This is a genomic window from Paracraurococcus lichenis, assembly GCF_030657435.1.
In the GTDB taxonomy this organism is placed as follows: Bacteria; Pseudomonadota; Alphaproteobacteria; order Acetobacterales; family Acetobacteraceae; genus Paracraurococcus; species Paracraurococcus lichenis.
This window is the reverse complement of the sequence record NZ_JAUTWS010000026.1, coordinates 19,959-44,575: the sequence shown is the minus strand read 5'-3', so window position 1 is coordinate 44,575 and position 24,617 is coordinate 19,959. Positions and strand designations below refer to the sequence as shown.

Here is a 24,617-nt window from a genome sequence, read left to right as displayed (position 1 = left end):
TCCCAATCTGAGGAGTCATGCTTAGCCACGCTTCTGCTGGTCCACTGTCCATCCTGCGTCTTCGATTATCTCCGGCAGAGGGAAACCGGGATTTTCGCGGTCAAGCCATCGTAGCCCGCCTGCCTCAAACTCCGGACTGGCCCGAAGGTCCGCCGCGATACGGGTCATGACCAGTTGCAGCGCCTGGAAACCGTCCACGCCCATCGCGCGCGCTTCCTTTTTCGTTCGGGGGCCGATGATGCGGTATCTGCATGCAACATCACCGTAAAGACGCTCTGGCAGAAAGAGCTCGATCCGCATGTCGCCGAGCGCCGTTTGCAGCACTCTTGAGGCAATGGGAACCATGACGATCCTTCCCTCACCGGGTGATCAGAGGAGGCAAAAACGTCCCGCGTGTGCAAGCGCCGTATCGTGCATTCGCTGACTCATAGCAGCGAGAACGAACGGCAGGAGAGGCCAGCGATCGACATCTGAGCTCATCCATCAGAGCTTGGATCTCGCAATCCTGGGCTCGACTTACTACTCAGGCCATCAAATACGTACCTATCGACCATGGCGCATGCGGAAAATTGGCCTGAGTACAGGCGAATCTATAAGCCCAGCGTTGGTGGCGTCACCTATTTGATGGCCTCCGTAGTACATTAGCATATGGACCGAGAGGATTGCTCGAAGCGACAGACGGGTCTTCCGTACCCTCGGGGTTCGACCTGACATAGGATGAGACATGGACGATATGCCCGTCGCGGGTCTGCTGATACGCACGAACCGAGACCTGCGCTCCAGTGACGCCGGTCATGCCCAACCTCCTAAACCGAAGGGGACATTATTCCTATTCGTGGGCACTGTCAAAGCATTTCGGAATGGCATCCGCCTTCACAGCAGCGTCCCTTCCAGCAGGCTGTCCGCCGCCGCGCGTGCCGCATCCGTCACCCGCTCGCCGGCCAGCATGCGGGCGATCTCCTCCCGCCGCGCGCGCTTGTCGAGCGGCTCGACCGTGGTCGCGGCGCGCTCGCCCTTCACCTGCTTGGCGACGCGGAGCTGCTGCGACCCGCGCGCCGCGACCTGCGGGCTGTGGGTCACGACCAGCACCTGCAGCCGCTCGGCAACGCGCGCCAGCCGGTCGCCGACCGCCGCCGCCGTGGCGCCGCCGATGCCGGCATCCACCTCGTCGAAGATCAGCGTCGGCACCGGCGAGCCCCGCGCCAGCACCACCTTCAGCGCCAGCATCAGCCGCGACAGCTCGCCGCCCGAAGCGATCTTCTGCAGGTGCCCCGGTGACTGCCCCGGATTGGTGGACACAAGGAACGTGACCCGGTCCATGCCGTCGGCGGACCAGCCGTTCTCCTCGCGCGCCGCCACTTCCACGAAGAAGCGGGCGCGGTCGAGCTTGAGCGGCGGCAGCTCCCTGGCCAGCGACGATTCCAGCGTCTTCGCCGCCTTGGTCCGCGCCTCGGTCAGCGCGCGGCCGGCCGCGAGATAGGCGCTGCGCGCCGCGGTCGCGGCCTGCTCAAGCCCCGCCACGCGCTCCGTCCCCGCATCCAGCGCGCCGAGCCGCTCCTTGAGCTGGGTCAGCAGCGCCGGCAGCTCCACCACCGCGACGCCATGCTTGCGGGCGGCGGCGCGCAGGCCGAAGAGGCGATCCTCGAGCTGCTCCAGCCGGCGCGGGTCGGGCCCGCCCTCGTTCAGCATGCGCTCGAGCAACGTCTCGGCCTCGGCGACCGAGTCCTGCGCCTGGGCCAGCAGGGCGAGGATGGGCTGCGCTTCCTCGTTCGGGGCGGGCAGCCGCTCCAGCGCCCGCGCCGCGCTGCGCAGCGCATCGCCCGGCCCGCCGCGGCGGCGGTCGCGCGGCTGCAGGTCGGACAGGGCGGCGGCGATGCTCTCATTCCGCCGCTCGCCCTGCTGCAGGCGCTGCCGCTCCTTCGACAGCTCCTCCTCCTCGCCCTCGACGGGCGCAAGGTCGGAGAGTTCCTGCACGGCGTGGCGGAGGAACTCCTCGTCCCGCTGCGCGGCGGCGATCGCCTCCCGCGCCGCGACCAGGGCGCGATCGGCCTCCCGCCAGGCCCGCCAGGCACCGGCGACGGCGGCGCGCGGCCTGTCATGGCCGCCGAAGGCGTCCAGCAGCGCGGCATGGGTCGCGGGATCGGCGAGGCCCACCTGGTCGTGCTGGCCCTGCACCTCCACCAGCACCGCCGCCAAGCGCTTCAGCAGCCCGGCCGCGACCGGCTGGCCGTTGACGAAGGCGCGGCCGCGGCCATCGGCCTGCACCACGCGCCGGAGCACCAGCGTCTCCTCCGGCTCCATCCCCTGCTCGGCGAGGATGGCCAGCGCCGGATGCCCCTCGGGCGGGGCGAAGGCGGCGGCGACCGAGCATTGCGCCTGCCCGGCGCGCACCATCCCGGCCTCCGCCCGCGCGCCGCAGGCAAGGCCGAGGCTGTCCAGCAGAATGGACTTGCCCGCGCCCGTCTCGCCGGTCAGCACGGTCAGGCCCGGCCCGAAGGTCAGGTCCAGCCGCTCGATCAGCACGACGTCGCGGATGGCCAGCGAGATCAGCATGCGGGCGACGTGGTCCGGCCCGCCCTCAGAAGATCCAGTTCCAGGCGCGGGTCACCAGGCCCGGCCGGTCCTCGGCCGCCGGCGGGGCGCCCGCGACCAGCAGCGCATAGCTGTCCTGGTACCAGGGGCTGCCCGGGAAATTATGGCCCAGCACCGAGGCGGTCTTCTTCGCCTCCTCCACCAGGCCGAGCGTCAGGTAGATCTCGGTCAGGCGGTGCAGCGCCTCGGGCACGTGGTTGGTGGTCTGGTAGTCCTCCACCATCTTCCGGAAGCGCCCGATCGCCGCGGCATAGAGGCGCTGGCGCTGGTAGAAGCGGCCGATATTCATCTCCTTGCCGGCCAGGTGGTCGCGCGCGAGGTCGATCTTGAGGCGCGCGTCACGGGCATAGGCGGTGTCGGGGAAGCGGTTCACCACGTCCTGCAGCGCCGCCATGGCCTGCTCGGTCGTGCGCTGGTCGCGCTGCGCATCGGCGATCTGCTCGTAGTAGCAGAGCGCCCGCAGGTAGAAGGCATAGGCGATGTCGCGATGCGCCGGATGGAGCTGGATGAAGCGGTCGAGCGCGCCGATGGCCTCGGTATAGCGGTTGCGCTGGTACTCGGCGAAGGCCGCCATCAGCTTCGCGTTGGTCGCCCAGGTCGAGTAGGGATGGTCGCGCTCGATCTGGTCGAAATAGTCGGCGGCCGGGGCGAAGCGGCGGGCCTGCAGCGCCTCCACGCCCGCGGCGTAGAGCCCCTCGGGCGTATTGTCGAAGGTCGCGTTGGCGGCCTGCCGGCGCTCGGCGTCAAGGCTGGACTGCTTGCCGTCCCAATTGTCGAACCAGGAGCAGCCCGGCAGGGCGGCGAGCCCCAGGCAGAGGACGAGCAGGGAGGAGACGCGTCGAATCATCACGGACCGGTCGCTGGAACGGGGCGGCTCTATAGCACGCCGGCACGCGGGTCCACAGGCGGGGGCAGGGTGCAGGCTGGGCCGGGCGGGCCGGGTCGTCGATTCTCCGGTCATCGCTGCATCCCCGGACCCCACCCCCTGCGCCGCGCAGACCGATTCGCGCCGGCCGGCATCAGGCCGCATGCGGGCCGGACCTCCGCACCCGTGCGGGCCCGTCGCCGAGGCACGCCGCCCGGGGCCCGGCCCGGGACGCCGGGCGGGCCGATCCGGCCCCCCGGTCATCGGCCGGGCTCAGGCGACGGCGGCAGCGGCCGCCGCGGCGGCCGGCATCCGGGCGCCGCCATCGAGCGCGGCGCCGGAGGGCAGGGCGCGCCAATTGGCGCGGTCGGCGAAGAGGGCCCGCAGCAGCCGGTTGTTCAGCGCATGGCCGGAGCGATGGCCGGTGAAGCGGCCGCGGACCGGTGCGCCGGCCAGGGCCAGGTCGCCCACCACGTCCAGCATCTTGTGCCGCACGAACTCGTCCGGCCGGCGCAGCCCGCCCGGGTTCAGGACCAGCGGCCCGTCCACCACCACGGCATTGGCGAGGCTCCCGCCCAGCGCCAGGCCGGCGGCGCGCAGCCGGGCCACGTCCTCGGCCAGGGTGAAGGTGCGCGCATCGGCGAGGCTGTCGCGGAAGGCCTGCGGCGAGAGCCGCAGCGCCAGCGACTGCCGGCCGATGGCGGTGCCCGCGAAGTCGATGCTCAGCGCCGCCTCGAAGCCGCTGCCGCCGTTCGGCGCCAGTTCGGCCCAGGCGGCATTCGGGCCCTCGCCCTCCTGCACCCGGACCGGGCGCAGCACCTCGATCGCCTCGGCCTGGCCGGCGCCGAGGAAGCCCTGCGGGGTCAGCCCGACGCAGTCGAGCAGGAAGACGAAGGGGCTGGCGGAGCCATCGAGGATGGGTACCTCGGGCCCGTCGACCTCGACCACCGCGTCGTCCACGCCGCAGCCGGCCAGCGCGGCCATGACATGCTCGACGGTGCCGATGCGGTGCTGCGGCGCCTCCGGCGCGGCGAGGACGGTGCAGAGGCGGGTATCCGCCACATGGTCGTAGAGCGCCGGGATCTCGAGGCCGAGATCGGTCCGGCGGAAGACGATGCCCGTGCCGTGGGCGGCCGGGCGCAGGGTCAGCCGGGTGCGGCGACCGCTGTGCAGGCCGATGCCGACGCAGCCGATGGCGGCCTTGAGCGTCCGGCGACGACCCGTATCCAGCGCAATGTACCCGTCCATGATCGCCCCTGCGAAACCCGGATCGCCGCCCTTCGGCAGCAGTCCCAGCGCATAGGTGGCACCGTGTTTGCGCTGCGGCGAATAAAGGCTTGTTTCGCCGTATTTCGTCTGAAGCATCTGAAATTGTAAGAAATTGTGCTGTGCGCCATGAGCCTGTGACCGGGTGCACGGCAGCGCTCGCGAAAAAGCCGCCGCGGGATCCGCGGCGGCTCAATCACTGCGTCTGTCTGGGCCGGTCAGTTCGACTGGCGGCGCAGGAAGGTCGGGATCTCGAGCCCCATCTCCTCCGAAGGCTGGCCGCGGGTGGCCGGGCGGGCCGAGGGCTGCTCCGGCACCAGGTGCTGGGCGGCCGGTGCGGGCTCGGGCAGGGTACGGCGCCAGCCGGCGCCCCCGGTGACCTTGCGGAACAGGCCGCCGAAGCTGCCGGTCGAGGCGGGCGCCGCCGGGGCGGCGCGCAGCTCATCCGGGCCGACGACGGGGGCCGGCCGGCCGCCGGGCAGGGCATTGGCCGCCGGCGCGGGCGTCATCACCACCGGGGCGGGCGCGACCTCCGGCTCCGCGACCACCGGGACGATGACCGGGCCCAGCGCCGGCGGCATCGGCTCCGCCTGCGTCGTCGCGGGCATGGCATTGGCGGCGGCGCGGATGAAGCCGCCGGGGATGTTCGCCGCCCGCTTCATCTGCCCCGGGCCGGACTGCGGCGGGGTGGCGGGCGCCTGGGCGACCGGGGGACGGCCCGCGACCGAGGCGGTACGGCCGCCCGGCACCACGGTCAGCCCTTCCGGCTTCACGGCCACGGCCTGCGGCACCACGGCGTCGATGCCGGTGGCGACGACCGAGACGCGGAGCCGCCCGTTCAGGTCCTCCTCGACCGAGGAGCCGAAGATGATGTTGGCGTCCTCGTCGACTTCCTTGCGGATGCGGTTGGCGGCCTCGTCGACCTCGAAGAGGGTCATGTCGTAGCCGCCGGTGATGTTGATCAGCACGCCGCGGGCGCCGCGCAGCGAGGCATCGTCGAGCAGCGGGTTGCTGATCGCCTTCTCCGCGGCCTTGACGGCGCGGTCGTCGCCCTCGGCCTCGCCGGTGCCCATCATCGCCTTGCCCATCTCCGCCATGACGGTGCGGATATCGGCGAAGTCGAGGTTCACCAGGCCCGGCTTGATCATCAGGTCGGTGACGCCGCGCACGCCGTCATAGAGCACCGCATCGGCCATCTTGAAGGCCTCGGCGAAGGTGGTGCGCTCGTTCGCCATCCTGAAGAGGTTCTGGTTCGGGATGATGATCAGCGTGTCGACGTGCTGCTGCAGCTCGTCGATGCCCGAATCGGCGGCGCGCTTGCGCTTCGGCCCCTCGAAGTCGAAGGGCTTGGTCACCACGCCCACCGTCAGCACGCCCCGCTCGCGCGCCATCCGGGCGATGACCGGCGCCGCGCCGGTGCCGGTGCCGCCGCCCATGCCGGCGGTGATGAAGACCATGTGGCTGCCGTCGATATGCCGCAGCAGCTCCTCGGTCGCCTCCTCCGCCGCGGCGCGGCCGATCTCCGGCTTCGCGCCGGCGCCGAGCCCCTGCGTCAGGTGCGGGCCGAGCTGCACGCGCCGCTCCGACTTGCTGTGCATGAGCGACTGCGCATCGGTATTGGCGACGACGAACTCCACGCCCTCGAGGCCCATGGCGATCATGTTGTTGACCGCATTGGTGCCACCGCCACCGACGCCGATGACGGTGATGCGCGGACTGAAGTCGGTGTGTTGGGCGACGGGCAGGGTGAGGTTGAGCGTCATGCGGGCATCTCCTCAGACAGTCCTAGCGGCGCGGGCCGATTCGTGTCCCGGGGATGACGCGCAGAAGCGCAGATCATCCACAGGAAATTTCAGTTTGATGTTGTGATGCTGCGGCATCAGGCGCGATCCCGCAGCCAGTTGACGATCCGGCGGAAGCGTCCCGGCGGGCGGTCGAGGCCGGGCAGCAGGTCGATCAACGGCCGTCCCTCGCCGGCGCACCAGGCGAGCAGGCCGAGCGGCGCGGCGAAGGCGGGGCCCTGCGCGGTCTCCGGCAGGCCGCGCAGCGGATGCGGGCGGCCGGTGCGCACCTGGCGGTCCAGCACGCGCGCCGCGAGCTCCCGCGCGCCGACGAGCTGGCTCGCGCCGCCGGTCAGCACCACGCGGCGGCCCATCTCCTGGCTGAGGCCGGCCGCATCGAGCCGGTCCTTGATCAGCTCGAAGGTCTCTTCGAGCCGCGGGCGGATGATGCCGACCACCATGGCGCGCGGGATGCGGGCGATCTGGTCGTCCTCCTCTCCCACCAGCGGCACGGGCAGCCATTCCTTCTCGTCCTCCGGCGCGCTCAGCACCCCGCCATGCAGCGTCTTCAGCCGCTCGGCATGCGCGACGGGCGTCGAGAGCAGGCGGGCGAGGTCGTTGGTGACGTGCCAGCCGCCGACCGGGAGCTGCGCGGTGTGCAGCAGGTGGCCCTCGGCGAAGACGGCGAAGCTGGTGGTGCCGCCGCCCATGTCGATGACCGTGGCGCCGAGCTGCTTCTCGTCCTCGACCAGCGTGGCGAGGCCGGCGGCGAAGGGCGCGCTGACCAGCTCCTCGACCTCGAGGTCGCAGCGCAGCAGGCAGGCGCCGAGGTTGCGGAGCGAGGCCTGGGCGGCATCCACCAGGTGCAGCCGGGCGGTGAGCTGCTCGCAGACCATCCCGCGCGGGTCGTTGGCGCCGGGCGTCGCATCCACGGTGAAGCCGAGCGGGAAGGCATGCACCGTCTCCCGCCCGTCCTCGGCGCTGCGGCGGCGGCCCTCGTTGAGGATGGCGCGCAGGTCGGCCTCGGTGACCGCGCGGCCATTGACCGGCCACTGGATGTTGTGGTGGTGCGAATCCGGCTGGCCGCAGGAGAGGTTCACCACCACCGTCTTGAGCTGGGTGTCGGCCATCTCCTCGGCCTGGCCGACGGCGGCGCGGATGGCGCGCTCCGCCTCCTCGAGGTCGACCACGCTGCCGCCCTTGACGCCGCGCGCCCGCTGCCAGCCGAAGCCGAGCGCGCGCGGCTCGCCGTCGTTCTCGATGCGGGCGATGATGCAGACGATCTTGGTCGTGCCGATGTCGAGTACGCCGAAGACACCCTGCTTGGCGCCGCGGCGGCGGCGCGAGGGCGCCGGCGGCTCGATGGCGGGCGGCAGGCGGGCGAGCTGGTTCATCCGCGGCCACTCCGCTGGGCCGGCTTCTGTCCGGGCTGGGCCTGCGGCTCGGCCGGCTGCTGGCCGGCGGGGAGGCGCAGCACCAGCTTGTCCGGCAGCCGCAGGTCGATGGCGGCGAGCGGCCGGTCGAGCAGCGCCTGCGTCCGGTGCAGCTCCGCCAGGCGGGTGATCGCCGCCGCCTCCTGGTTCTCCGGCAGCAGGACATCGGCGCCGTTGCGCAGCCGGAGGTTCCAGCGCCGCTCGGAGACGCGGACCAGCGCGTGCACGCGCTCCTGCACCTCGGGCGCGCTGCGCAGGGCATCGACCATCGGCGCCGCCGCGCGATCGGCACCGGGGCCGACGACGAGGGGTAGGCGGCCGAAGGCGCCGATATTGTCGGTAGCCACCACCTTGCCGTCGCGGTCAATGACCGCGAACTTGCTGTCGCGCTGCCAGATGGCGAAGGGCTGCCGTTCCTCAAGCCGGACCTTGATGGTGCCGGGCAGCAGGCGCTCGACATGCGCCTGGCCGACCCAGGCGATCAGCTCGAGGCGCAGCTTCGCCTCCTGCGGGTCGAAGCCGAGGATGGGGTCGCCGCGGCGGACGCCGAGGGCCTCGCGCACCAGCTCCGGCGGGGTGTTGTGCAGCCCCTCGACCGTGACCTCCTGCACCTGCAGCCCGCCGACGGCCGCGATCTCCGCCGCGCCGTCCCAGAGCGCCGCGAGCCGGCCGACGGGATCGGCGGCGAGGACCGCGAGGGCGGCGGCAGCGAGCGCGCCGGTGCCGAGCAGGCCGAGGCCGGCCGGGCGCAGCATCCCGCGCCGGCGGCGCAGCCAGAGCCGCAGCGAGGAGGGGCGCTGCGGCGCGCTGCTGATCGCGGCGCGGCTGCGGCCGGTCGGGGCGTCGCGCCGCGGGCGGGCGGATGCGCTACTGGCCATGGCGGGCCTGCCCGACCATCCAGGCGCAGAGCGCGGGGAAGGGGATGCCGACATGCGCGGCCTGCTCCGGCACGAGGGAGGTCGTGGTCATGCCGGGCTGGGTGTTCACCTCCAGCAGGAAGAGCCGGCCGGGCTCGCCGGCCGTGTCGTCGTAGCGGAAGTCGGCGCGCGAGACGCCGCGGCAGCCGAGCGCCTTATGCGCCGCGACCGCGACCGCCAGGGCCTGCGCCTCGGCCTCCGGATGGATCCGCGCCGGGATCACGTGGCGGCTGCCGCCCTCGGCGTATTTCGCCTCGTAATCGTAGAACTGCAGGTGCGTGGCGATTTCCGTCACCGCCAGGGCGCGGTCGCCCATGACGGCGACGGTCAGCTCGCGGCCGGGGATATAGGGCTCGACCATGATGCGCGGGCCGAAGCGCCATTCGCGGGCGATGGCGGCGCGGCGGTTGTCGCCTTCGCGCAGGATCGTCACGCCGACCGAGCTGCCCTCGTTCGGCGGCTTGACCACGAAGGGCCGCGGCATGGGATCCGCCGCCTCCAGCTCCTCCGGCGAGACCAGCTTGTGGGCGCAGAGCGGCAGGCCGGCGGCGGCGAGCAGCGCCTTGGCCGCCGGCTTGTCCATGGCGATGGCGGAGGCGCGGACGCCCGAGCCGGTATAGGGAAGCTGCAGCCAGTCCAGCACGCCCTGGATGCAGCCATCCTCGCCGAAGCGGCCGTGCAGGGTGTTGAAGACCGCATCGGGCCGGGCTGCCTGCAGCGCCGCGATGGTGGCGGCGAGGTCGGGGCCGACCTCGATCGGCGTCACCGCGAAGCCGGCCTCCTCGAGGGCGGCGATGCACTGGGCGCCGGAGGCGAGACTGACCTCGCGCTCGGCCGAGATGCCGCCGAAGAGGACCGCGACGCGGGTCATGCTTCCGCTCCGATGGCCGAAGGGCCGGCAGGCCCGGAGTCCGGAACCGGGGCGGCGGACCCTGCCTCCCCGATGCGCTTGATCTCCCATTCCAGCGTCACGCCGGACTGCGCCAGCACGCGGGTGCGCACCTGCTCGCCCAGCGCCTCGAGCTCGGCCGCGGTGGCGCCGCCGGTATTGAGCAGGAAGTTGCAGTGCTTCTCGCTCACCTGCGCGGCGCCGAGCGTGAGGCCGCGGCAACCCGCCGCGTCGATCAACGCCCAGGCCTTGGCGCCCGGCGGATTCTTGAAGGTGGAGCCGCCGGTGCGGGCGCGGACGGGCTGGGTCGCCTCGCGCGCCGCCCGGATCTCCTCCATGCGGGCCGCGATGGCGGCGGCATCGCCCGGGCGGGCATGGAAGCGGGCGCGGGTGACGACGGCGCGCGGCGGCAGCGTCGCATGGCGATAGGCGAAGGCGAAGTCGGCGGCGGGCAGGCGGCGGATGCCCTCGGCGGTGGCGACCTCCGCCCAGTCCAGCACGTGCTTCACCTCGGCGCCGTAGGCGCCGGCATTCATGGCGACGGCACCGCCGATCGAGCCGGGGATGCCGGAGAGGAATTCGAGGCCGGCGAGGCCCGCGGCCGCGGCATGCTGCGCGACGGTCACGTCGAGCGCCGCGGCGCCCGCGACCAGCCCATCGGCCTCGACCTGCACCTGGCCGAAGGCGCCGCCGAGGCGGAGCACCACGCCGCGCAGCCCGCCGTCGCGGACGATGAGGTTGGAGGCGGCGCCGAGCAGGGTCAGCGGCATGCCCGCGGGCAGGCCGGCCAGCAGCGCGACCAGGTCCTGCTCGTCCGCCGGCCGCACCAGCCATTCCGCCGGGCCGCCGACGCGGAACCAGGTGAAGGGCGCGAGCGGCGCCCCGGCCTGCACGCGGCCGCGGATGGCGGGGATGGCGCCCGTCACGTCGCGGGCGCTCATGCGCGCCTCAGCGGCGAGACGCGCCCGCCCGGCTGCAGCGCCTGCAACTGCTCCGGCAGCGCATGCGCCCAGGTGGTGATGCTGCCGGCGCCGAGGCAGACCACGTAGTCGCCCGGCTTGGCGATGGCATTGACCATCTCGGCGAGTGAATCGGGGCCCGGCAGCGGCACGACGCTGCGATGGCCGCGGGCCCGCAGCCCCTCGACCAGCGCGTCCTTGTCCATGCCCTCGATGAGCGCCTCGCCGGCGGCATAGACGTCGGCGACGATGACCGTCCCGGCGTCGTTCATGCACGTACAGAAATCCTCGAAGAGGGTGGCGAGGCGGGAGTAGCGGTGCGGCTGCACCACCGCGATCACGTCCCGGGCGCCGGCCTGGCGCGCCGCCTTCAGCACCGCCGCGATCTCGACGGGGTGGTGGCCGTAGTCGTCGATCACGGTGATGCCGCCGGCCTCCCCGACGCGGGTGAAGCGGCGCTTCACCCCCTTGAAGCCGGCCAGGGCGCTGCGGATCGTCTCCTCGTCGATCTCCATCTCGACGCCGACGGCGATGGCGGCCAGCGCGTTCTGCACGTTGTGCTGGCCGAGCATGGGCAGGCGCATCGGCTTCATGGTGCGGGCGCGGCCGGTCAGCCGGTCCTGCACTGTCACGGTGAAGGTCGCGCCCATGCGGTCGGTCAGCAGCTTCTCCGCCCGCACATCGGCCTGCGGCGAGAAGCCGTAGGTGACGATCCGCCGGTCCAGCTTCGGGATCATCGCCTGCACCTCGGGATGGTCGAGGCAGAGGACGGCGAAGCCGTAGAAGGGGATGTTGCCGACGAACTGGGCGTAGCCGTCCTTCATCGCCTCGGCCGTGCCCCAGTGGTCCAGGTGCTCGGCATCCATGTTCGTCACGATCGTCACGACCGAGGGCAGGCGGAGGAAGCTGCCGTCGCTCTCGTCCGCCTCGACCACCATCCACTCGCCGGAGCCGAGGCGGGTATTGGTGCCATAGGCATTGACGATGCCGCCGTTGATGACGGTCGGGTCGATCTTCGCCGCCTCCAGCACGCAGGCGACCAGCGAAGTGGTCGTCGTCTTGCCGTGCGTGCCGCCGACGGCGATCGACCATTTCAGCCGCATCAGCTCGGCCAGCATCTCGGCCCGGCGCACCACCGGGATCAGCCGGGCGCGCGCCGCCTGGACCTCGGGGTTGTCCTTCCGCACCGCGGTCGAGACGACAACGACCTGCGCCGCGCCCAGGTTCTCCGCGTCATGGCCGACGGCGACCGGGATCCCGGCCTCGCGCAGGCGGGTGACGTTGTAGCCCTCGGCGATGTCGCTGCCCTGCACCTGGTAGCCCAGGTTGTGCAGGACCTCCGCGATGCCGGACATGCCGATGCCGCCGATGCCGACGAAATGGATGGGGCCGATGGTGAGGGGCAGGGCGCGCATCAGGGGGAATCCTGCCGGGCCTTGGCCCGCACGAGGGAGAGGACGAGGTCGGCCAGGCGCCGCGCCGCATCCGGCTGGGCGAGCCGGGCGGCGGAGGCGGCGGCGCGGGCGAGGGCGCGGGGATCGCCGAGCAACGCGGCAAGCTGCGCCGCAAGGGCGTCGCTGGTCAGCGTCGCCTGCGGCATGACGGTGGCGGCGCCGGCCTCGGCCAGCGCCCGGGCATTCGCCGACTGGTGGTCGTCGATCGCATGCGGCAGCGGCACGAGGATGGCGGGCCGGCCGGCGCAGGCGAGTTCCGCCACGGTGCCGGCGCCGGCGCGCGCCACCACCAGATGCGCACCCGCGAGCCGGCCCGCGACATCGGGGAAGAAGGGGGAGAGCTCGGCCGGCACGCCGGCCTCGGCATAGGCCTCGCGCACTCGGTTCAGGTCCTCCGGCCGGCATTGCTGCGCGACCAGCAGCCGGGCGCGCAGCGCCTCCGGCAGGGCGGCGACGGCGCCGGGGACGATATCGGCGAAGACGCGGGCGCCGAGCGAGCCGCCGAGCACCAGCAGGCGGAGCGCGCCATCGGTGCCGGGATAGGCATTGCCCGCGAGCGCGGCGAGGGCCGGGCGCACCGGGTTCCCCACCACCTCGACCCGCGCCGAGGCCGGCACGCCCGCGGTCGCGGCATGCGAGAGGGCGAGGCGGTCGGCGCGCGGCGCGATCAGCCGGTTGGCGCGGCCGAGCACGGCATTCTGCTCGTGCAGCACCGTCACCGGCCGCTGGCCGAGCATGGTCAGCGCCGCGATCAGCGGCGGCACGCTGGGGTAGCCGCCGAAGCCGACGATGGCGGCGGCGCGCAGGTCGCGCAGAAGCCGCCGCGCCTCGAGCGTGCCGGCGGCGAGCGCCAGCGCGCCCGTCGCCGCCCTGAGGGGGCCGCGGCCCGAGAGGCCGGAGCCCTTCAGCACGAAGCGCTCGGCATTGGCGAAGGCGGCGCTGTCGAAGGCGGAGGAGCGGGCATCGGTCATCAGCGCGATGCGCTCGCCGCGCGCCAGCAGCTCGGCGGCCAGCGCCTCGGCGGGGAAGAGGTGCCCGCCGGTGCCGCCCGCGGCGATGACGATGGGATCCACCGCCGGCCCTCTCATTCCCGGCCCTCCAGCCGCGGGCCGCGGCGGCGGGTGAGGGCGAGGAGCATCCCCATGCCGAGGGCGATGGCGAGCACCGAGGAGCCGCCATAGGAGACGAAAGGAAGCGTCATGCCCTTGGTCGGGATCAGGTGCAGGGTGGAGGCCATGTTGACGAAGGCCTGCAGCCCGAACTGCGCCAGCAGGCCGGTGGCGGCGAGCACGACGAACATGTCGTTCTCCGCCATCAGCCGCCACAGCCCGCGCACCACGATGAAGCCGAAGAGCACCAGGATCAGGGCGCAGATGATGAAGCCGAACTCCTCCCCCGCCACGGCGAAGACGAAGTCGGCATGCGCGTCCGGGATCAGGTTCTTCACCCGCCCCTCGCCCGGGCCGCGGCCGAAGAGGCCGCCATAGCCGAAGGCCTCCATGGACTTGGTGATCTGGAAGGTGTCGCCCACCGCCGGGTCGAGGAACCGGTCCACGCGGCTGCGGACATGCGGCAGGACGAAATAGGCGCCGATCGCCAGGCCGACGCCGCCGAGCGCACTGATGCCGACCAGGATCAGGTTCAGCCCGGCGACGAAGAACTGCGTCAGGAAGACCGAGACGACGACCATGAGCATGCCGAAGTCGGGCTGCGACTTCAGCACCACGGCGATGACAGCCAGCAGAGTGACTGCAGCGGCCGGCCAGAGGATGCGGCCATGGAGGATGCCCCAGTCCTTCGGCCGGCCCTCGGCCGCCCGCGCCGCCGCGGCGTTCTTGCCCATCGAGAGCAGCCAGGCCGCGACGACGGCGAAGCAGGGCTTGAGGAATTCCGACGGCTGCATGGTGCCGAGGAGGGGGAAGTTCAGCCAGCGCCGCGCGCCCTTGGTCTCGAAGCCGATGACCAGCGTCGCCGCGGTCAGCGCCAGCGCGGCGAGGCAGCCCAGCAGGGCGAAGCGCCGCACGCCCTTGGGCGAGAGCATGGAGACGATGACCATCAGCGAGGCGGCGAGGCCGAGGAAGACCACCTGCTTGGCCAGCAGCAGGCTGCGCGCGGCGGTGCCGATCACGCGCTCGGCCACCGCCGGGGAGGCGGCGAGCATCATGATGTAGCCGAAGCCGATCAGCGCCAGCAGCGCCGCCAGCGTCCAGCGGTCGATCGTCCACCACCAGCGGCCGAGGACGGAGTTGTCGGCACGGCTGATGGCCATCAGGCGGCCCTTTCCTTCTTCGCCCCTCGGGCGAGGGCTCCGACCAGGTCGCGGAAGCGGTCGCCGCGCTGATCGTAGCCGGTGAACTGATCCCAGGAGGCGCAGGCGGGCGAGAGCAGCACCACCGACGCGGCGCCGGCGAAGGCGGCCTGCGCGGCGGCTTCGACCGCGGCCTCGAGCGTGCCGACCACCTCATGCGGCACGCCATGCGCCGCGAGCGTCGCCGCCAGCACCGGCGCGTCGCGGCCGATCAGCAGGGCGCGGGCGATGCGCGGGAACCAGGGGGCGAGGGGTTCGATCCCGCCCTCCTTCGCCGTGCCGCCGGCGATCCAGACGACGCGGTCGTAGCTGGCGAGCGCCCGGGCCGCGCTGTCGGCATTGGTCGCCTTGCTGTCGTTGACGAAGCGGACGCCCCGCACCTCGCCGACGCGCTCCTGCCGGTGCGGCAGGCCGGGGAAGCTGCGCAGCGCCTCAGCCACCGCCGCGCGCATCACGCCGAGGTCGAGCGCGACGGCCGTTGATGCGGCGGCGTTCTGCGCATTGTGGCTGCCGGGCAGGGCCGCCGCCTCGCGCAGGTCGCAGAGCGCGCCCGCCTCGTCGCGCAGCAGCGCGCCCTCCGCCCAGATCCCGCCGGGCTGCGGCGTGCTGCCGGAGATCGGCAGGAATCGCCCCGCCGCGGCGCCGCGCAGCGCACGGCTCTCCGCATCGTCCATGCCGAGCACGGCGAGGTCCTCCGGCCGCTGGCGGGCGAAGATATGGGCCTTCGCCGCGGCGTAGCCGGCCATGTCGCCGTGCCGGTCCAGGTGGTCCGGCGAAAGGTTGAGCATGACACCGGCATTGAAACGGATGGTTGCGAGTCGCTCCAACATGTAGGACGACATCTCGAGGGTGTATACCGCCCCGGACCCCAAGATCTTGAGGGAGAGCGCGGCCGGGCCGAGATTGCCGCCGGCCTGCGAGGCGATGCCCGCATGCGTCAGCATGTGATGCAGCAGCGCCGTGGTGGTGGACTTGCCGTTGGTCCCGGTGATGCCGAGGAAGCGCGCAGCGCCACCCGCCGCCTGCACCGCGCGGTAGAGGTATTCCACGTCGCAGAGGATCGGCCGCCCCGCGGCCTGCGCCGCGGCGGCCGCCGGATGCGGCTGCGGCAGGCGATGCGGGATGCCGGGCGAGAGCAGCAGCGCATCCCAGCGGAACTTGCCCTCCGCCGGGTTCGCCACGCGCAGGCCCGCGGCCTCGGCCGCCGCGCGGCCTTCGGCCTTGTCGTCCCAGCAGGTGACCTCGGCGCCCCAGGCCGCCAGGCGCAGCGCCGCGGGCAGGCCCGCCTTGCCGAGGCCGACGAGGGCGATGCTTTCGCCGGAGAAGGGCTGGAATGCGCTCATCGGATCTTCAGCGTCGAGAGCCCGACGAGCGCCAGCACCATCGCGATGATCCAGAACCGGATCACGATGGTCGGCTCCGCCCAGCCCTTCTTCTCGAAATGGTGGTGCAGCGGCGCCATGAGGAACACGCGCCGCCCGGTCCGCTTGTACCAGAAGACCTGGATGATGACGCTGACAGTTTCGACGACGAACAACCCGCCGACGATCGCCAGCACCACCTCGTGCTTCGTCGCCACCGCGACCGCGCCGAGCGCGCCGCCGAGGGCGAGCGAGCCGGTGTCGCCCATGAAGACCGCGGCCGGCGGCGCGTTGAACCAGAGGAAGCCGAGGCCCGCGCCGATCAGCGCCGAGCAGAAGACGGCCAGCTCGTTGGCGCCGGGAACTGCATGAAGCTGCAAGTAATCCGCCAGCACGCGGTTCCCGACGAGATAGGCGATCAGCGCGAAGACGCCGGCCGCGATCATCGCCGGGACGATGGCCAGGCCATCGAGGCCGTCCGTCAGGTTCACCGCATTGGAGGCGCCCATCATGACGACCATGCCGATGAGCGGGAAGAGGATGCCGAAGCCGATCAGCATGTCCTTGAACAGCGGCAGGGCGAGGCCGCCCGCGATGGCCGGCGGGTGCAGCGCCCAGATCCAGGTGGCGCCGGCCAGGCCGACGCCCGCCTGCACCACCAGCTTCATCCGGCCGGAGACGCCCTTGGTGTTGCGCTTGGTCACCTTCAGCCAGTCATCGGCGAAGCCGAGCAGGCCATAGGTGACGGTGACCAGCAGCACCGCCCAGACCAGGCCGCTGCGCAGATCCGCCCAGAGCAGGGTGGCGACGACGAGCGCCAGCAGGATCAGCACGCCGCCCATGGTCGGCGTGCCCTTCTTCGTCACGAGATGGCTGGCCGGCCCGTCCTCCCGGATCGGCTGGCCGCCGCGCTGGAAGCCGCGCAGCCAGCGGATGACCGTGGGACCCAGCACCAGGGAGACGACGAGGGCGGTCAGGCAGGCGGCGCCGGCGCGGAAGGTGGTGTACCGCACCAGGTTGAACAGCGCGAATTCGTCCGCATAGGGCGCGAACAGGTTGAAGATCACGTATCGGACTCCGTCAGCGCCCGCACGACCACCGCCATGCGGCTGCCGAGGGCGCCCTTGACCAGCACGACGTCGCCGGGCCGCAGCGCCGCCTTGACCAGCGGCGCCAGCGCGGTGCTGTCCGCCGCATGCGCGCCGCGCTTCTCCGGGGGCAGCAGGGCGAAGAGCCGTGCCATCTCCGGTCCGCAGCAGAAGACCAGGTCCGCCTTGCCAGCTTCTGGAGCGAGCCCGGCATGCAGCGCGGCGGAGAACCCGCCCAGTTCCCGCATGTCGCCCAGCACGGCGATCCGGCGCGCGCCCGGCCCCCCCAGGGGACGATGCGCCAGGGTCTGCAGCGCGGCCCGCATCGCCGGGGGCGCGGCGTTGTAGCTCTCGTCCACAAGGGTGGCGATGCCGCCGGCCACGCGAATCGCGCGGGGCGCCCCGCGCCCGGCGCCGGGCGCATAGGTGGCCAGCGCCGGGGCGGCGCCGGCTGCGTCCTCCCCGAGCGCCGCGACCAGCGCCAGGGCGCAGCAGGCATTGGCGGCGTGGTGCAGGCCCATGGCCGGCATCGTCACCTCCACCACCCGGCCGAGCACCGAGGCCACGGCCTGGGTGCGGCCGTCCGGCAGGACCATGGCCTCCAGCAGCCGGATATCGGCGGCGGCGTCCCGGCCGAAGCCGATGATGCGGCCGGCGCCCGCGGCGCGCGCCATATCGGCGAGGCGCGGGAAGAATTCCGAATCGCGAGGCAGCACGGCGACACCGCCGGGCTGCAGGCCGGCGGCGATGCTGCCCTTCTCCTCGGCGACCGCGGCGAGGGAGCCCAGATGGCCGATATGCGCCTCCCCGATCGCGGTGACGGCGACGGCCTGCGGCGCGGCGAGGCGGGCGAGGGGCGCGATCTCGCCCGGGTTGTTCATGCCGATCTCGATGACCGCGAAGGCGCTCTCGGCCGGCATGCGGGCGAGGGTGAGCGGCACGCCCCAGTGGTTGTTGTAGGAGGCGACCGCGGCATGGGTCGGGCCGAGCGCGCCGAGCAGCAGCCGCAGCATCTCCTTGGTGCCGGTCTTGCCGACGCTGCCCGTCACCGCGCAGACCTTGCCCGCCATGCGGGCGCGGCCGGCGCCGCCGAGGGCCTGCAGGCCTGCCAGCGTATCGGCCACGCGCAGCAGCGGCGCATCCGGCGCGACGCCGGGCGGGTCGCGGTCCACCATGGCCGCCGCGGCGCCCTTCGCCAGGGCGTCGGCGACGAAATCATGCCCGTCCCGCGCATCGCGCAGCGCGACGAAGAGGTCGCCGGGTGCGAGCGTGCGCGTGTCGATCGAGACGCCGGCGACGGCGGTCTCGGCGGCGAGGCTGCCGCCGGTCGCGGCGCGCAGGGCTTCGGCGGTCCAGAGGCTCATGCGCCGCCCCCGGCCAGGTCGCGCACCACGGCGGCGTCGTCGAAGGGCGTGGTCACGCCGCGGATGGTCTGGCCGCTCTCATGCCCCTTGCCGGCCACCGCCAGCACGTCGCCGGGGCCGAGCGCGGCGAGCGCCGCGGCGATGGCGGCGCGGCGCTCGCCGGCATCCACCGCGCCCGGGCAGCCCGCGAGCATCGCGGCGCGGATCGCCGCCGGGTCCTCGGAGCGCGGGTTGTCGTCGGTCACCCAGCAGACATCGGCGTGCGCCGCGCAGGCCGCGCCCATCAGCGGCCGCTTGCCCGGGTCGCGGTCGCCGCCGGCGCCGAAGACCACCTGCAGCTTCCCGCCCGGCGCGACATGCGGCCGCAGCGCGGCCAGCAGCCGCTCCAGCGCATCCGGCGTATGGGCATAGTCGACATAGACGGCGGCGCCGTTCGGCAGCCGTGCCGCCAGCTCCATCCGCCCCCGCACGCCGGCGAGCCGCGGCAGCAGGGCGAGGGCGCGCGCCGCCGGCATGCCGGTGGCGACCGCGAGGGCGCAGGCCATCAGCGCATTGTCCGCCTGGAAGCGGCCGGGCAGGGCGAGGCGCAGCGCATGCCGCGCGCCGAAGGCCTCGAGCTCGAGCTCCTGCCCCTCCGGCAGCGGGCGCTGCGCGAGCAGGGCGATGTCGTCGCCCGCCTCGCCCACCGTCAGCAGCCGCAGCCCGCGGCGGGTGGCGATGCCGCGCAGCGCGGCCAGCGTCGCCGGCTCCATATCCGCATTGGCGACGGCCGGCGCGCCGGGCGGCAGCAGCGCCTCGAAGAGCCGCAGCTTGGCGGCGCGATAGGCCGGCAGGCTGCCGTGATAGTCCAGGTGGTCGCGCGTGAGGTTGCTGAAGCCGGCCGCGGCCAGCCTCACCCCGTCCAGCCGCCGCTGGTCGAGGCCGTGCGAGGAGGCCTCCATGGCCGCATGTTCGAAGCCGGCCCGGGCCAGCGCGGCGAGGGTGCCGTGCAACGCGACGGGGTCGGGGGTCGTCAGCGAGGGGCCGGGCGGGAAGCCTTCCGCCACCAGGCCCAGCGTGCCGAGCGAGGCGGCCTTCGCCCCGTCCAGCGTCCAGAGCTGGCGGAGGAAATCCACCGTGCTGGTCTTGCCGTTCGTCCCCGTCACCGCGACCAGGGTCGCGGGCTGCGCGCCTTCATAGGCGGCGGCGAGCAGGGCGAGCGTCCGGCGCGGATCGGGCGCGGCGAGCAGCGGCCGGACCGGCACGGCCTCCGGCCAGGCGGTGCCGGGCGGGGCCAGCACCGCGGCGGCGCCGGCCGCGACCGCGGCCGGGATGAAGGCACGGCCATCCGCCTTCGCGCCGGGCAGGGCGGCAAACAGGAAGCCGGGCCGCACGGCCCGGCTGTCCGCCGTCAGCCCCGCGATCTCCGGCCCGTCCACCGGGGAGAGGCCGGCGCGGACAAGGAGGTCACTCAGGCGCAAGGCCGGATCCGTCGATCGAAGCCGGGGCGGCGGCAAGCCGGAGCGACGCCGCGGGGGCCTCGGTCCGGCGGAGCGCCGGGGGTTGCAGCCCAGCCGGCGGCACCGGCACCTGCTGCTGCAGCGGGGAGGCCGGCGGGGCGCCGGCCGGGGTATTGCCGCGCGGCGGGGCGGCGGGCGCGGGGCTGGCCGCCGGGGCTCGCGGCGCCGCGGGCGGCCGGCCCGGCTGCAGCGGGATGCTGATGGTCTGCTGGATCTGCGGGATCTTCTCGGTCTCCGGCACCATGCCGAGGATGGGGGCGACGCGCGAGATCACGCTGCCGGCCGCCGGCGCCGCGACCCAGCCCGCGGTCGCATAGCCGTGGCTCTTCGCATTCGGCTTCGGCTCGTCCACCATGACGTAGATGGCGTAGCGCGGCGCATTCATCGGGAAGGCGCCGACGAAGGCGGCGACGCGCTTGTCCTTGATGTAGCCGTGCGGGCCGTTCTTCTCCGCGGTGCCGGTCTTGCCGCCGACGAAGTAGCCGGGGATGTCGGCGCCCTTGCCCGAGCCGTCGGTGACCACGAGGCGCATCAGCTTGCGCATGGTCTCGGAGGTCTTCTCGGAGAGCACGCGCGTGCCCTCCCGCGGCAGGCCGTCCGGCTGGGCGAGCAGGGTCGGCTGGTGCAGGACGCCGCCATTGGCGACCGCGGAGATGGCGGTGACGACATGCAGCGGCGTCACCGAGATGCCATGGCCGAAGGCGATGGTCATGGTGTTGATGTCGCGCCAGGAATTGGCCGAGGGCGCCATCGGCCGCGCCGTCTCCGGCACCTCGACCTGCAGCCGGTTCAGCAGCCCCATCCGGCCCATGAACTCGCGGTGCTTCTGCGGGCCGAGGAGCAGCGCCATGTGCGCGGCGCCGAGGTTGGAGGAATAGGCCAGCACCTCGGGCAGGACCAGGACGCGGTTCTTGCCCTTGTAGTCGCTGATGGTGAAGCGGCCGTAGTGGATGGGCCGGGAGGCGTCGAAGGTGCTCCAGATATTGGCGGCGCCGGAATCGAGCGCCATGGAGGCGGTGAGCAGCTTGAAGGTCGAGCCCGGCTCGTAGAGCCCGACGGTCGCGCGGTTGAAGTGCGGGTCGGTGTCCTGCCGCGGCGCCTTCGGCGCCGGCGCGTGCAGCGCCACCTGCCGGATCGGCGAAGCGGGCGTCGCCTCGGTCGCCGCGGCGCGCTGCTGCAGCCCGCCGGGGTCGGAGGCGTCGTAATCCGGCAGGCTGACCATCGCCAGCACCTCGGCCGTGTTGATGTCCATCAGCACGCCGGCGCCGCCGATGCCGTTGAAGTCGGTGATCGCCTTCTCCACCGCGTCGCGCAGCGCGACCTGCACGCGGACATCGATCGAGAGCTTGAGCGGCGCGTGGTCGGTCCGCAGCCGCTCGTCGAAATGCTTCTCGACGCCGGCGATGCCGTGCCCGTCCACGTCCACCTGGCCCAGCACATGCGCCGCCTCCCGCCCCTGCGGATAGAAGCGGCGCTCGGCGGCGCGGAAGTGGAAGCCCGGGATGCCGAGGTCGTTGATCGCCTGCTGGGTGCGCGGCGGCAGGTTGCGGGCGATATAGGCGAACTGCACCGGCCGGTCGCTGTCGCCCACGGTGCGCTGGGTGATGCGGGCGATCAGCCGTTCGCGGTCGAGGCTCGGCAACACGCGCAGCAGCTTGTCGGCGGCCTCGACCGGGTCGTTGATCTCCTGCGGGTTGGCGTAGAGCTCGGTCACCTGCAGGGAGACCGCCAGCACCTCGCCATTGCGGTCGGTGATGGCGGCGCGGCCGACGCTGGGCGTCAGGTCGGGCACGCGGGCGGCGGCGCGCAGCTTGGGCTGCTGCGGGTCGATCAGGGTGGCGATGGACAGCTTCAACCCGACCGCGCCGAACAGCAGGCCGAAGCCGGCGGCGGCGAGCAGCAGCCGGCCGCGCGTGGTCTCGAGCTGGGCGCGCCGCGCGAGGTCGGGCGCGCTGACCCGGACCAGGGCGCGCGAGTCGACACGCTCGGACACCATGCCGGCGGGCCGGATGCGGCCGGCGGGTGGCGCATGCGGGGAGGGCGGGAGGCGCAGCTCCTCGGGCGGGGGGATATGGTTCATCGCACGGTCCCGAGGGTGGCGGCGCTGGCGCTGCCGAAGGGCACGGGCGGCGGCAGCAGGGACCGGCCGGCGCCGAGGGCGGAGCCGAGCGAGATGGCCGGCACCTCGACCGGGCGCGGCGCGGGCGGCGTGGCGGCCGCGGCCACCTGGGCGATCGCCGGGCGCATGCTGACGGTGGGCCGCGGCGGCGGCGCGGCGACCTGGGCCAGGGCCGGCCGGACGGGCGCGGCGACCGGCGGCAGGGCCGCGATCTCGGGCGCCGGGCGGGAGGCGGGCCGCGGTGCGGCGATCGGCGGCAGGGCGGCGATCTCGGCTGCCGGGCGGGCGACGGGCCGCGGCGCGGCGACCGGCAGGGCCACCGGGCGAATCGGCGCCGCGACCCGCGCGACCTCGACCGGCGCGTGGCGCGGCTCGGCCGGGCGCGGCGCGGGCTCGGGATGGCGCGCCGGCTCGGCGGCACGCACCGGCGCGGGCTCGGGCTGGCGCGGCGGCTCGGCGGCGCGGACCGGCGCGGGCGGCGGGATCGGCAGGGTCTCCGCCGGCTCGGCGAGCGGCGCGGCCTCCGGCCTCGCCGGCGCGGCCGGCAGGGCCAGGTCGAGCGGCGGCGCCGCGACGGCCGGCTCGGGCAGCGCGACCGCGCGGGCGACCTGCACCGGCGCCGGCACCCGCGGCAGCAGCGCGAGCTGCACCGGGCCGGGCGGCGCGACCGGCGCGCGCGCGGCGAAGAGCGCGGTCGGGCCGTCATAGGCGGCGACCGCGGGCAGCCGCTTCTCGGACTCGTTCAGCCGGATGAACTGCGCGGGCTGCATGGGCTCGAGCGGCAGGTGGCGCTGCGCCACGCCGCGCAGCCGCTCCGGCTCGTTCAGCCAGGCCCATTCGGCCTGCAGCGCCTGGGTGCGGTCCTTCGCCTCGTCGATCTGCTTGCCGATGGCGCGCAGCTCGCGGTCCAGCAGCGCGACGTCGTGCTTGGTCTGGTACAGGTGCAGGCCGGCGAGCATGGCGCCGGTGAAAGTCAGCAGGCTGATCGGGCGGAAGATCATGCGGCGTCCCGGGTGTCGAGGCGTTCGATGGCGCGCAGCCGGCTGCTGCGGGCACGCGGATTGGCGGCGGTCTCGGACTCGCCGGGGCGGAGCGCCCGCGGCGTGAGCAGACGGAAGGCGGCCGGCGCGGCGCGGCCGGCGAGCGCGCCGGGATCGTGGCGGGAGGCGCCGCCGGCGCGGCCCGTGGCCTGCGCCATGAAGCGCTTGACGATCCGGTCCTCGAGCGAGTGGAAGGCGACGACCACGAGCCGCCCGCCCGGCGCGAGCAGCCCCGCCGCGGCCGCGAGCCCGCGTTCGACCTCGCCGAGCTCGTCGTTCACCGCGAGCCGCAGCGCCTGGAAGCTGCGCGTGGCGCGGTCGATGCCGGAGGGATCGCGCGGCGTCACGCTCCGCACCAGCTCGGCGAGGCGCAGCGTGGTCGTGATCGGCGCCTCGCGCCGCGCCGCGACGATGGCGCGCGCGATGCGGCGGGAGTGCCGCTCCTCGCCGAGCGTGTAGAGCATATCGGCCAGTTCCGACTCCGGCAGCGAGTTCACGAGCTCGGCTGCGGACTTGCCAGTCTTCTCCATGCGCATGTCAAGCGGACCGTCGGCCCTGAATGAGAAGCCGCGATCGGCTTCGTCGAGCTGGAATGAGGAGACGCCGAGATCGAGCACGACGCCGTCGAGCGCTGCGACGCCACGCGCCGCCAGCAGCTCCGCCATATCGCCGAAACGGCCTTCCACTAAATGAAGCCGCCCGGCGAAGCGCGCGGCGAGCGCGGCGCCGCGGGCGATGGCGTCGGGATCGCGGTCGATGGCGTAGAGGGTGCAGCCGGCGGCCGCGAGGATCGCCGCGGCATAGCCGCCGCCGCCGAAGGTGCCGTCGCAATAGGTCGCGCCGGCGCGCGGGGCGAGCGTCGCCAGCACCTCGGCCAGCATGACGGGGACATGGCCCGGGGACGCGGCCTGCGGGACGTCACTCATACGTCGCCCCCCTCGTCCTCGTCGGCCAGCCGCGCCTCCTCCTCCGCGAGCTTCGCGGCGGACCAGATCTGGAAGAAGGCGCCGAGGCCGGTGAAGGCGATCTCGCCGTCCAGCGCGGCCTTCTCGGCCAGCTCCTTCGGCATGACCAGCCGCCCCTCGGCGTCCGGGCGCAGCGTGTGGATTCGCGAAACCAGCTTGCGCATGACCGCTTGGTACTCGCCGGTGAGCGGGCTCAGCCCCTCCACCCGGCGCTGCACCTCGGCCATGTAGGCGGGCTCGGGCCAGACTTCGATGCAGGGCGCATGGCGGGAGGGGCGGAGCACGATCTCCTCCGCGCCGATGCGGTTGAGAACGGCGCGGAAGGGAGCCGGCACCGAAATGCGCCCCTTCTTCGCGTCGAACGTCCCGCCGATGGTGCCCGCGAATCCGGACATCGCCCACTGACCGCCCCCCAGGCCAACGGCGCCCCCGCCGGATCAGCGGCCGGCGGACCCCCCCGAGTCCGCCGGCTCGCCCGACCACCCCGCTCCGGACCACTCGCCCCCCCGAGCGTCTCGGTCCTTCGCGGGATAGCCTGGGATACCACGGGATAACCTGGGACGACAAGGGAGAATGCCGTTCCGCGGCACTAAGCTTCTGGTGAGAAATTTCGGATTCTTAGAGGTTTAGCTATAAGACTCGCGCCGACTCCAGGAAACGGCGGATTGTCAATGGTATCCGATGTGCGTTGCCTGGTTGTTCTTTGAACGAGACAAC

The 24,617-nt window shown here is 73.3% G+C and carries 20 protein-coding genes; all 20 read right to left on the bottom strand.

Going from position 1 to position 24,617, the window contains the following annotated elements; all coding sequences use genetic code 11:
- Positions 1-21 precede the first annotated feature (21 nt).
- The 20 genes from Q7A36_RS23125 to Q7A36_RS23030 all read right to left on the bottom strand — a co-directional run bounded on the left by Q7A36_RS23125 (position 22) and on the right by Q7A36_RS23030 (position 24,295).
- Positions 22-345 carry a DUF6968 family protein gene (locus Q7A36_RS23125; protein WP_305106119.1) on the bottom strand — a complete coding sequence of 108 codons (324 nt, stop codon included), beginning with the start codon at positions 343-345 and terminating at the stop codon, positions 22-24.
- 528 nt (positions 346-873) lie between these two features.
- Complete coding sequence (gene recN, locus Q7A36_RS23120) at positions 874-2,553, bottom strand: DNA repair protein RecN (protein ID WP_305106118.1); 1,680 nt, start codon at positions 2,551-2,553, stop codon at positions 874-876.
- 25 nt (positions 2,554-2,578) lie between these two features.
- The gene (locus Q7A36_RS23115; RefSeq protein WP_305106155.1) at positions 2,579-3,439 is read right to left on the bottom strand and encodes an outer membrane protein assembly factor BamD; all 861 of its coding nucleotides are present in this window, start codon (positions 3,437-3,439) and stop codon (positions 2,579-2,581) included.
- A 291-nt stretch (positions 3,440-3,730) separates the two neighbouring features.
- Entirely contained in the window at positions 3,731-4,705 is a 975-nt protein-coding gene (gene lpxC, locus Q7A36_RS23110) for a UDP-3-O-acyl-N-acetylglucosamine deacetylase (RefSeq protein WP_305106117.1), read from the bottom strand.
- 236 nt (positions 4,706-4,941) lie between these two features.
- A complete protein-coding gene (ftsZ, locus tag Q7A36_RS23105) occupies positions 4,942-6,486 on the bottom strand; it encodes a cell division protein FtsZ (protein WP_305106116.1) in 1,545 nt (514 codons plus the stop codon).
- A 116-nt stretch (positions 6,487-6,602) separates the two neighbouring features.
- Positions 6,603-7,898 (bottom strand): cell division protein FtsA, encoded by a 1,296-nt coding sequence (ftsA, locus tag Q7A36_RS23100; RefSeq protein ID WP_305106115.1) that lies wholly within the window; start codon positions 7,896-7,898, stop codon positions 6,603-6,605.
- Entirely contained in the window at positions 7,895-8,815 is a 921-nt protein-coding gene (locus tag Q7A36_RS23095; RefSeq protein WP_305106114.1) for a cell division protein FtsQ/DivIB, read from the bottom strand. Before Q7A36_RS23095 ends, ftsA begins: the two co-directional genes overlap by 4 nt.
- Positions 8,805-9,725 (bottom strand): D-alanine--D-alanine ligase, encoded by a 921-nt coding sequence (locus Q7A36_RS23090; RefSeq protein WP_305106113.1) that lies wholly within the window; start codon positions 9,723-9,725, stop codon positions 8,805-8,807. Before Q7A36_RS23090 ends, Q7A36_RS23095 begins: the two co-directional genes overlap by 11 nt.
- Positions 9,722-10,684, bottom strand: coding sequence for a UDP-N-acetylmuramate dehydrogenase (murB, locus tag Q7A36_RS23085; protein ID WP_305106112.1), 963 nt, complete (start codon positions 10,682-10,684; stop codon positions 9,722-9,724). Before murB ends, Q7A36_RS23090 begins: the two co-directional genes overlap by 4 nt.
- Complete coding sequence (murC, locus tag Q7A36_RS23080) at positions 10,681-12,117, bottom strand: UDP-N-acetylmuramate--L-alanine ligase (RefSeq protein WP_305106111.1); 1,437 nt, start codon at positions 12,115-12,117, stop codon at positions 10,681-10,683. The genes murB and murC overlap by 4 nt, the downstream gene beginning before the upstream one ends.
- Positions 12,117-13,244, bottom strand: a complete 1,128-nt coding sequence (gene murG / locus Q7A36_RS23075; protein WP_305106110.1) for an undecaprenyldiphospho-muramoylpentapeptide beta-N-acetylglucosaminyltransferase — start codon at positions 13,242-13,244, stop codon at positions 12,117-12,119. The genes murC and murG overlap by 1 nt, the downstream gene beginning before the upstream one ends.
- The gene (locus Q7A36_RS23070) at positions 13,241-14,428 is read right to left on the bottom strand and encodes an FtsW/RodA/SpoVE family cell cycle protein (protein WP_370655700.1); all 1,188 of its coding nucleotides are present in this window, start codon (positions 14,426-14,428) and stop codon (positions 13,241-13,243) included. Before Q7A36_RS23070 ends, murG begins: the two co-directional genes overlap by 4 nt.
- Positions 14,425-15,807 (bottom strand): UDP-N-acetylmuramoyl-L-alanine--D-glutamate ligase, encoded by a 1,383-nt coding sequence (gene murD / locus Q7A36_RS23065; protein ID WP_305106108.1) that lies wholly within the window; start codon positions 15,805-15,807, stop codon positions 14,425-14,427. Before murD ends, Q7A36_RS23070 begins: the two co-directional genes overlap by 4 nt.
- Positions 15,804-16,892 carry a phospho-N-acetylmuramoyl-pentapeptide-transferase gene (gene mraY, locus Q7A36_RS23060; RefSeq protein ID WP_305106107.1) on the bottom strand — a complete coding sequence of 363 codons (1,089 nt, stop codon included), beginning with the start codon at positions 16,890-16,892 and terminating at the stop codon, positions 15,804-15,806. Before mraY ends, murD begins: the two co-directional genes overlap by 4 nt.
- Positions 16,889-18,277, bottom strand: a complete 1,389-nt coding sequence (locus Q7A36_RS23055) for a UDP-N-acetylmuramoyl-tripeptide--D-alanyl-D-alanine ligase (protein ID WP_305106106.1) — start codon at positions 18,275-18,277, stop codon at positions 16,889-16,891. The genes mraY and Q7A36_RS23055 overlap by 4 nt, the downstream gene beginning before the upstream one ends.
- Entirely contained in the window at positions 18,274-19,737 is a 1,464-nt protein-coding gene (locus Q7A36_RS23050; RefSeq protein ID WP_370655698.1) for a UDP-N-acetylmuramoyl-L-alanyl-D-glutamate--2,6-diaminopimelate ligase, read from the bottom strand. The genes Q7A36_RS23055 and Q7A36_RS23050 overlap by 4 nt, the downstream gene beginning before the upstream one ends.
- The gene (locus Q7A36_RS23045) at positions 19,724-21,856 is read right to left on the bottom strand and encodes a peptidoglycan D,D-transpeptidase FtsI family protein (protein WP_305106105.1); all 2,133 of its coding nucleotides are present in this window, start codon (positions 21,854-21,856) and stop codon (positions 19,724-19,726) included. The genes Q7A36_RS23050 and Q7A36_RS23045 overlap by 14 nt, the downstream gene beginning before the upstream one ends.
- Positions 21,853-22,896, bottom strand: a complete 1,044-nt coding sequence (gene ftsL / locus Q7A36_RS23040; RefSeq protein ID WP_305106104.1) for a cell division protein FtsL — start codon at positions 22,894-22,896, stop codon at positions 21,853-21,855. Before ftsL ends, Q7A36_RS23045 begins: the two co-directional genes overlap by 4 nt.
- Complete coding sequence (gene rsmH, locus Q7A36_RS23035) at positions 22,893-23,861, bottom strand: 16S rRNA (cytosine(1402)-N(4))-methyltransferase RsmH (protein ID WP_305106103.1); 969 nt, start codon at positions 23,859-23,861, stop codon at positions 22,893-22,895. The genes ftsL and rsmH overlap by 4 nt, the downstream gene beginning before the upstream one ends.
- Positions 23,858-24,295, bottom strand: coding sequence for a division/cell wall cluster transcriptional repressor MraZ (locus Q7A36_RS23030; protein ID WP_305106102.1), 438 nt, complete (start codon positions 24,293-24,295; stop codon positions 23,858-23,860). The genes rsmH and Q7A36_RS23030 overlap by 4 nt, the downstream gene beginning before the upstream one ends.
- Positions 24,296-24,617 lie beyond the last annotated feature (322 nt).

Coding starts and splice junctions, on each gene's coding strand:
- Q7A36_RS23030 (WP_305106102.1), bottom strand. CDS start 24,295: ATGTCCGGATTCGCGGGCACCATCGGCGGGACGTTCGACGCGAAGAAG.
- murD (WP_305106108.1), bottom strand. CDS start 15,807: ATGAGCGCATTCCAGCCCTTCTCCGGCGAAAGCATCGCCCTCGTCGGC.
- recN (WP_305106118.1), bottom strand. CDS start 2,553: ATGCTGATCTCGCTGGCCATCCGCGACGTCGTGCTGATCGAGCGGCTG.
- Q7A36_RS23055 (WP_305106106.1), bottom strand. CDS start 18,277: ATGAGCCTCTGGACCGCCGAAGCCCTGCGCGCCGCGACCGGCGGCAGC.
- murC (WP_305106111.1), bottom strand. CDS start 12,117: ATGCGCGCCCTGCCCCTCACCATCGGCCCCATCCATTTCGTCGGCATC.
- Q7A36_RS23045 (WP_305106105.1), bottom strand. CDS start 21,856: ATGAACCATATCCCCCCGCCCGAGGAGCTGCGCCTCCCGCCCTCCCCG.
- Q7A36_RS23090 (WP_305106113.1), bottom strand. CDS start 9,725: ATGACCCGCGTCGCGGTCCTCTTCGGCGGCATCTCGGCCGAGCGCGAG.
- Q7A36_RS23115 (WP_305106155.1), bottom strand. CDS start 3,439: ATGATTCGACGCGTCTCCTCCCTGCTCGTCCTCTGCCTGGGGCTCGCC.
- Q7A36_RS23095 (WP_305106114.1), bottom strand. CDS start 8,815: ATGGCCAGTAGCGCATCCGCCCGCCCGCGGCGCGACGCCCCGACCGGC.
- ftsZ (WP_305106116.1), bottom strand. CDS start 6,486: ATGACGCTCAACCTCACCCTGCCCGTCGCCCAACACACCGACTTCAGT.
- lpxC (WP_305106117.1), bottom strand. CDS start 4,705: ATGGACGGGTACATTGCGCTGGATACGGGTCGTCGCCGGACGCTCAAG.
- rsmH (WP_305106103.1), bottom strand. CDS start 23,861: ATGAGTGACGTCCCGCAGGCCGCGTCCCCGGGCCATGTCCCCGTCATG.
- murG (WP_305106110.1), bottom strand. CDS start 13,244: ATGAGAGGGCCGGCGGTGGATCCCATCGTCATCGCCGCGGGCGGCACC.
- ftsA (WP_305106115.1), bottom strand. CDS start 7,898: ATGAACCAGCTCGCCCGCCTGCCGCCCGCCATCGAGCCGCCGGCGCCC.
- Q7A36_RS23125 (WP_305106119.1), bottom strand. CDS start 345: ATGGTTCCCATTGCCTCAAGAGTGCTGCAAACGGCGCTCGGCGACATG.
- murB (WP_305106112.1), bottom strand. CDS start 10,684: ATGAGCGCCCGCGACGTGACGGGCGCCATCCCCGCCATCCGCGGCCGC.
- ftsL (WP_305106104.1), bottom strand. CDS start 22,896: ATGATCTTCCGCCCGATCAGCCTGCTGACTTTCACCGGCGCCATGCTC.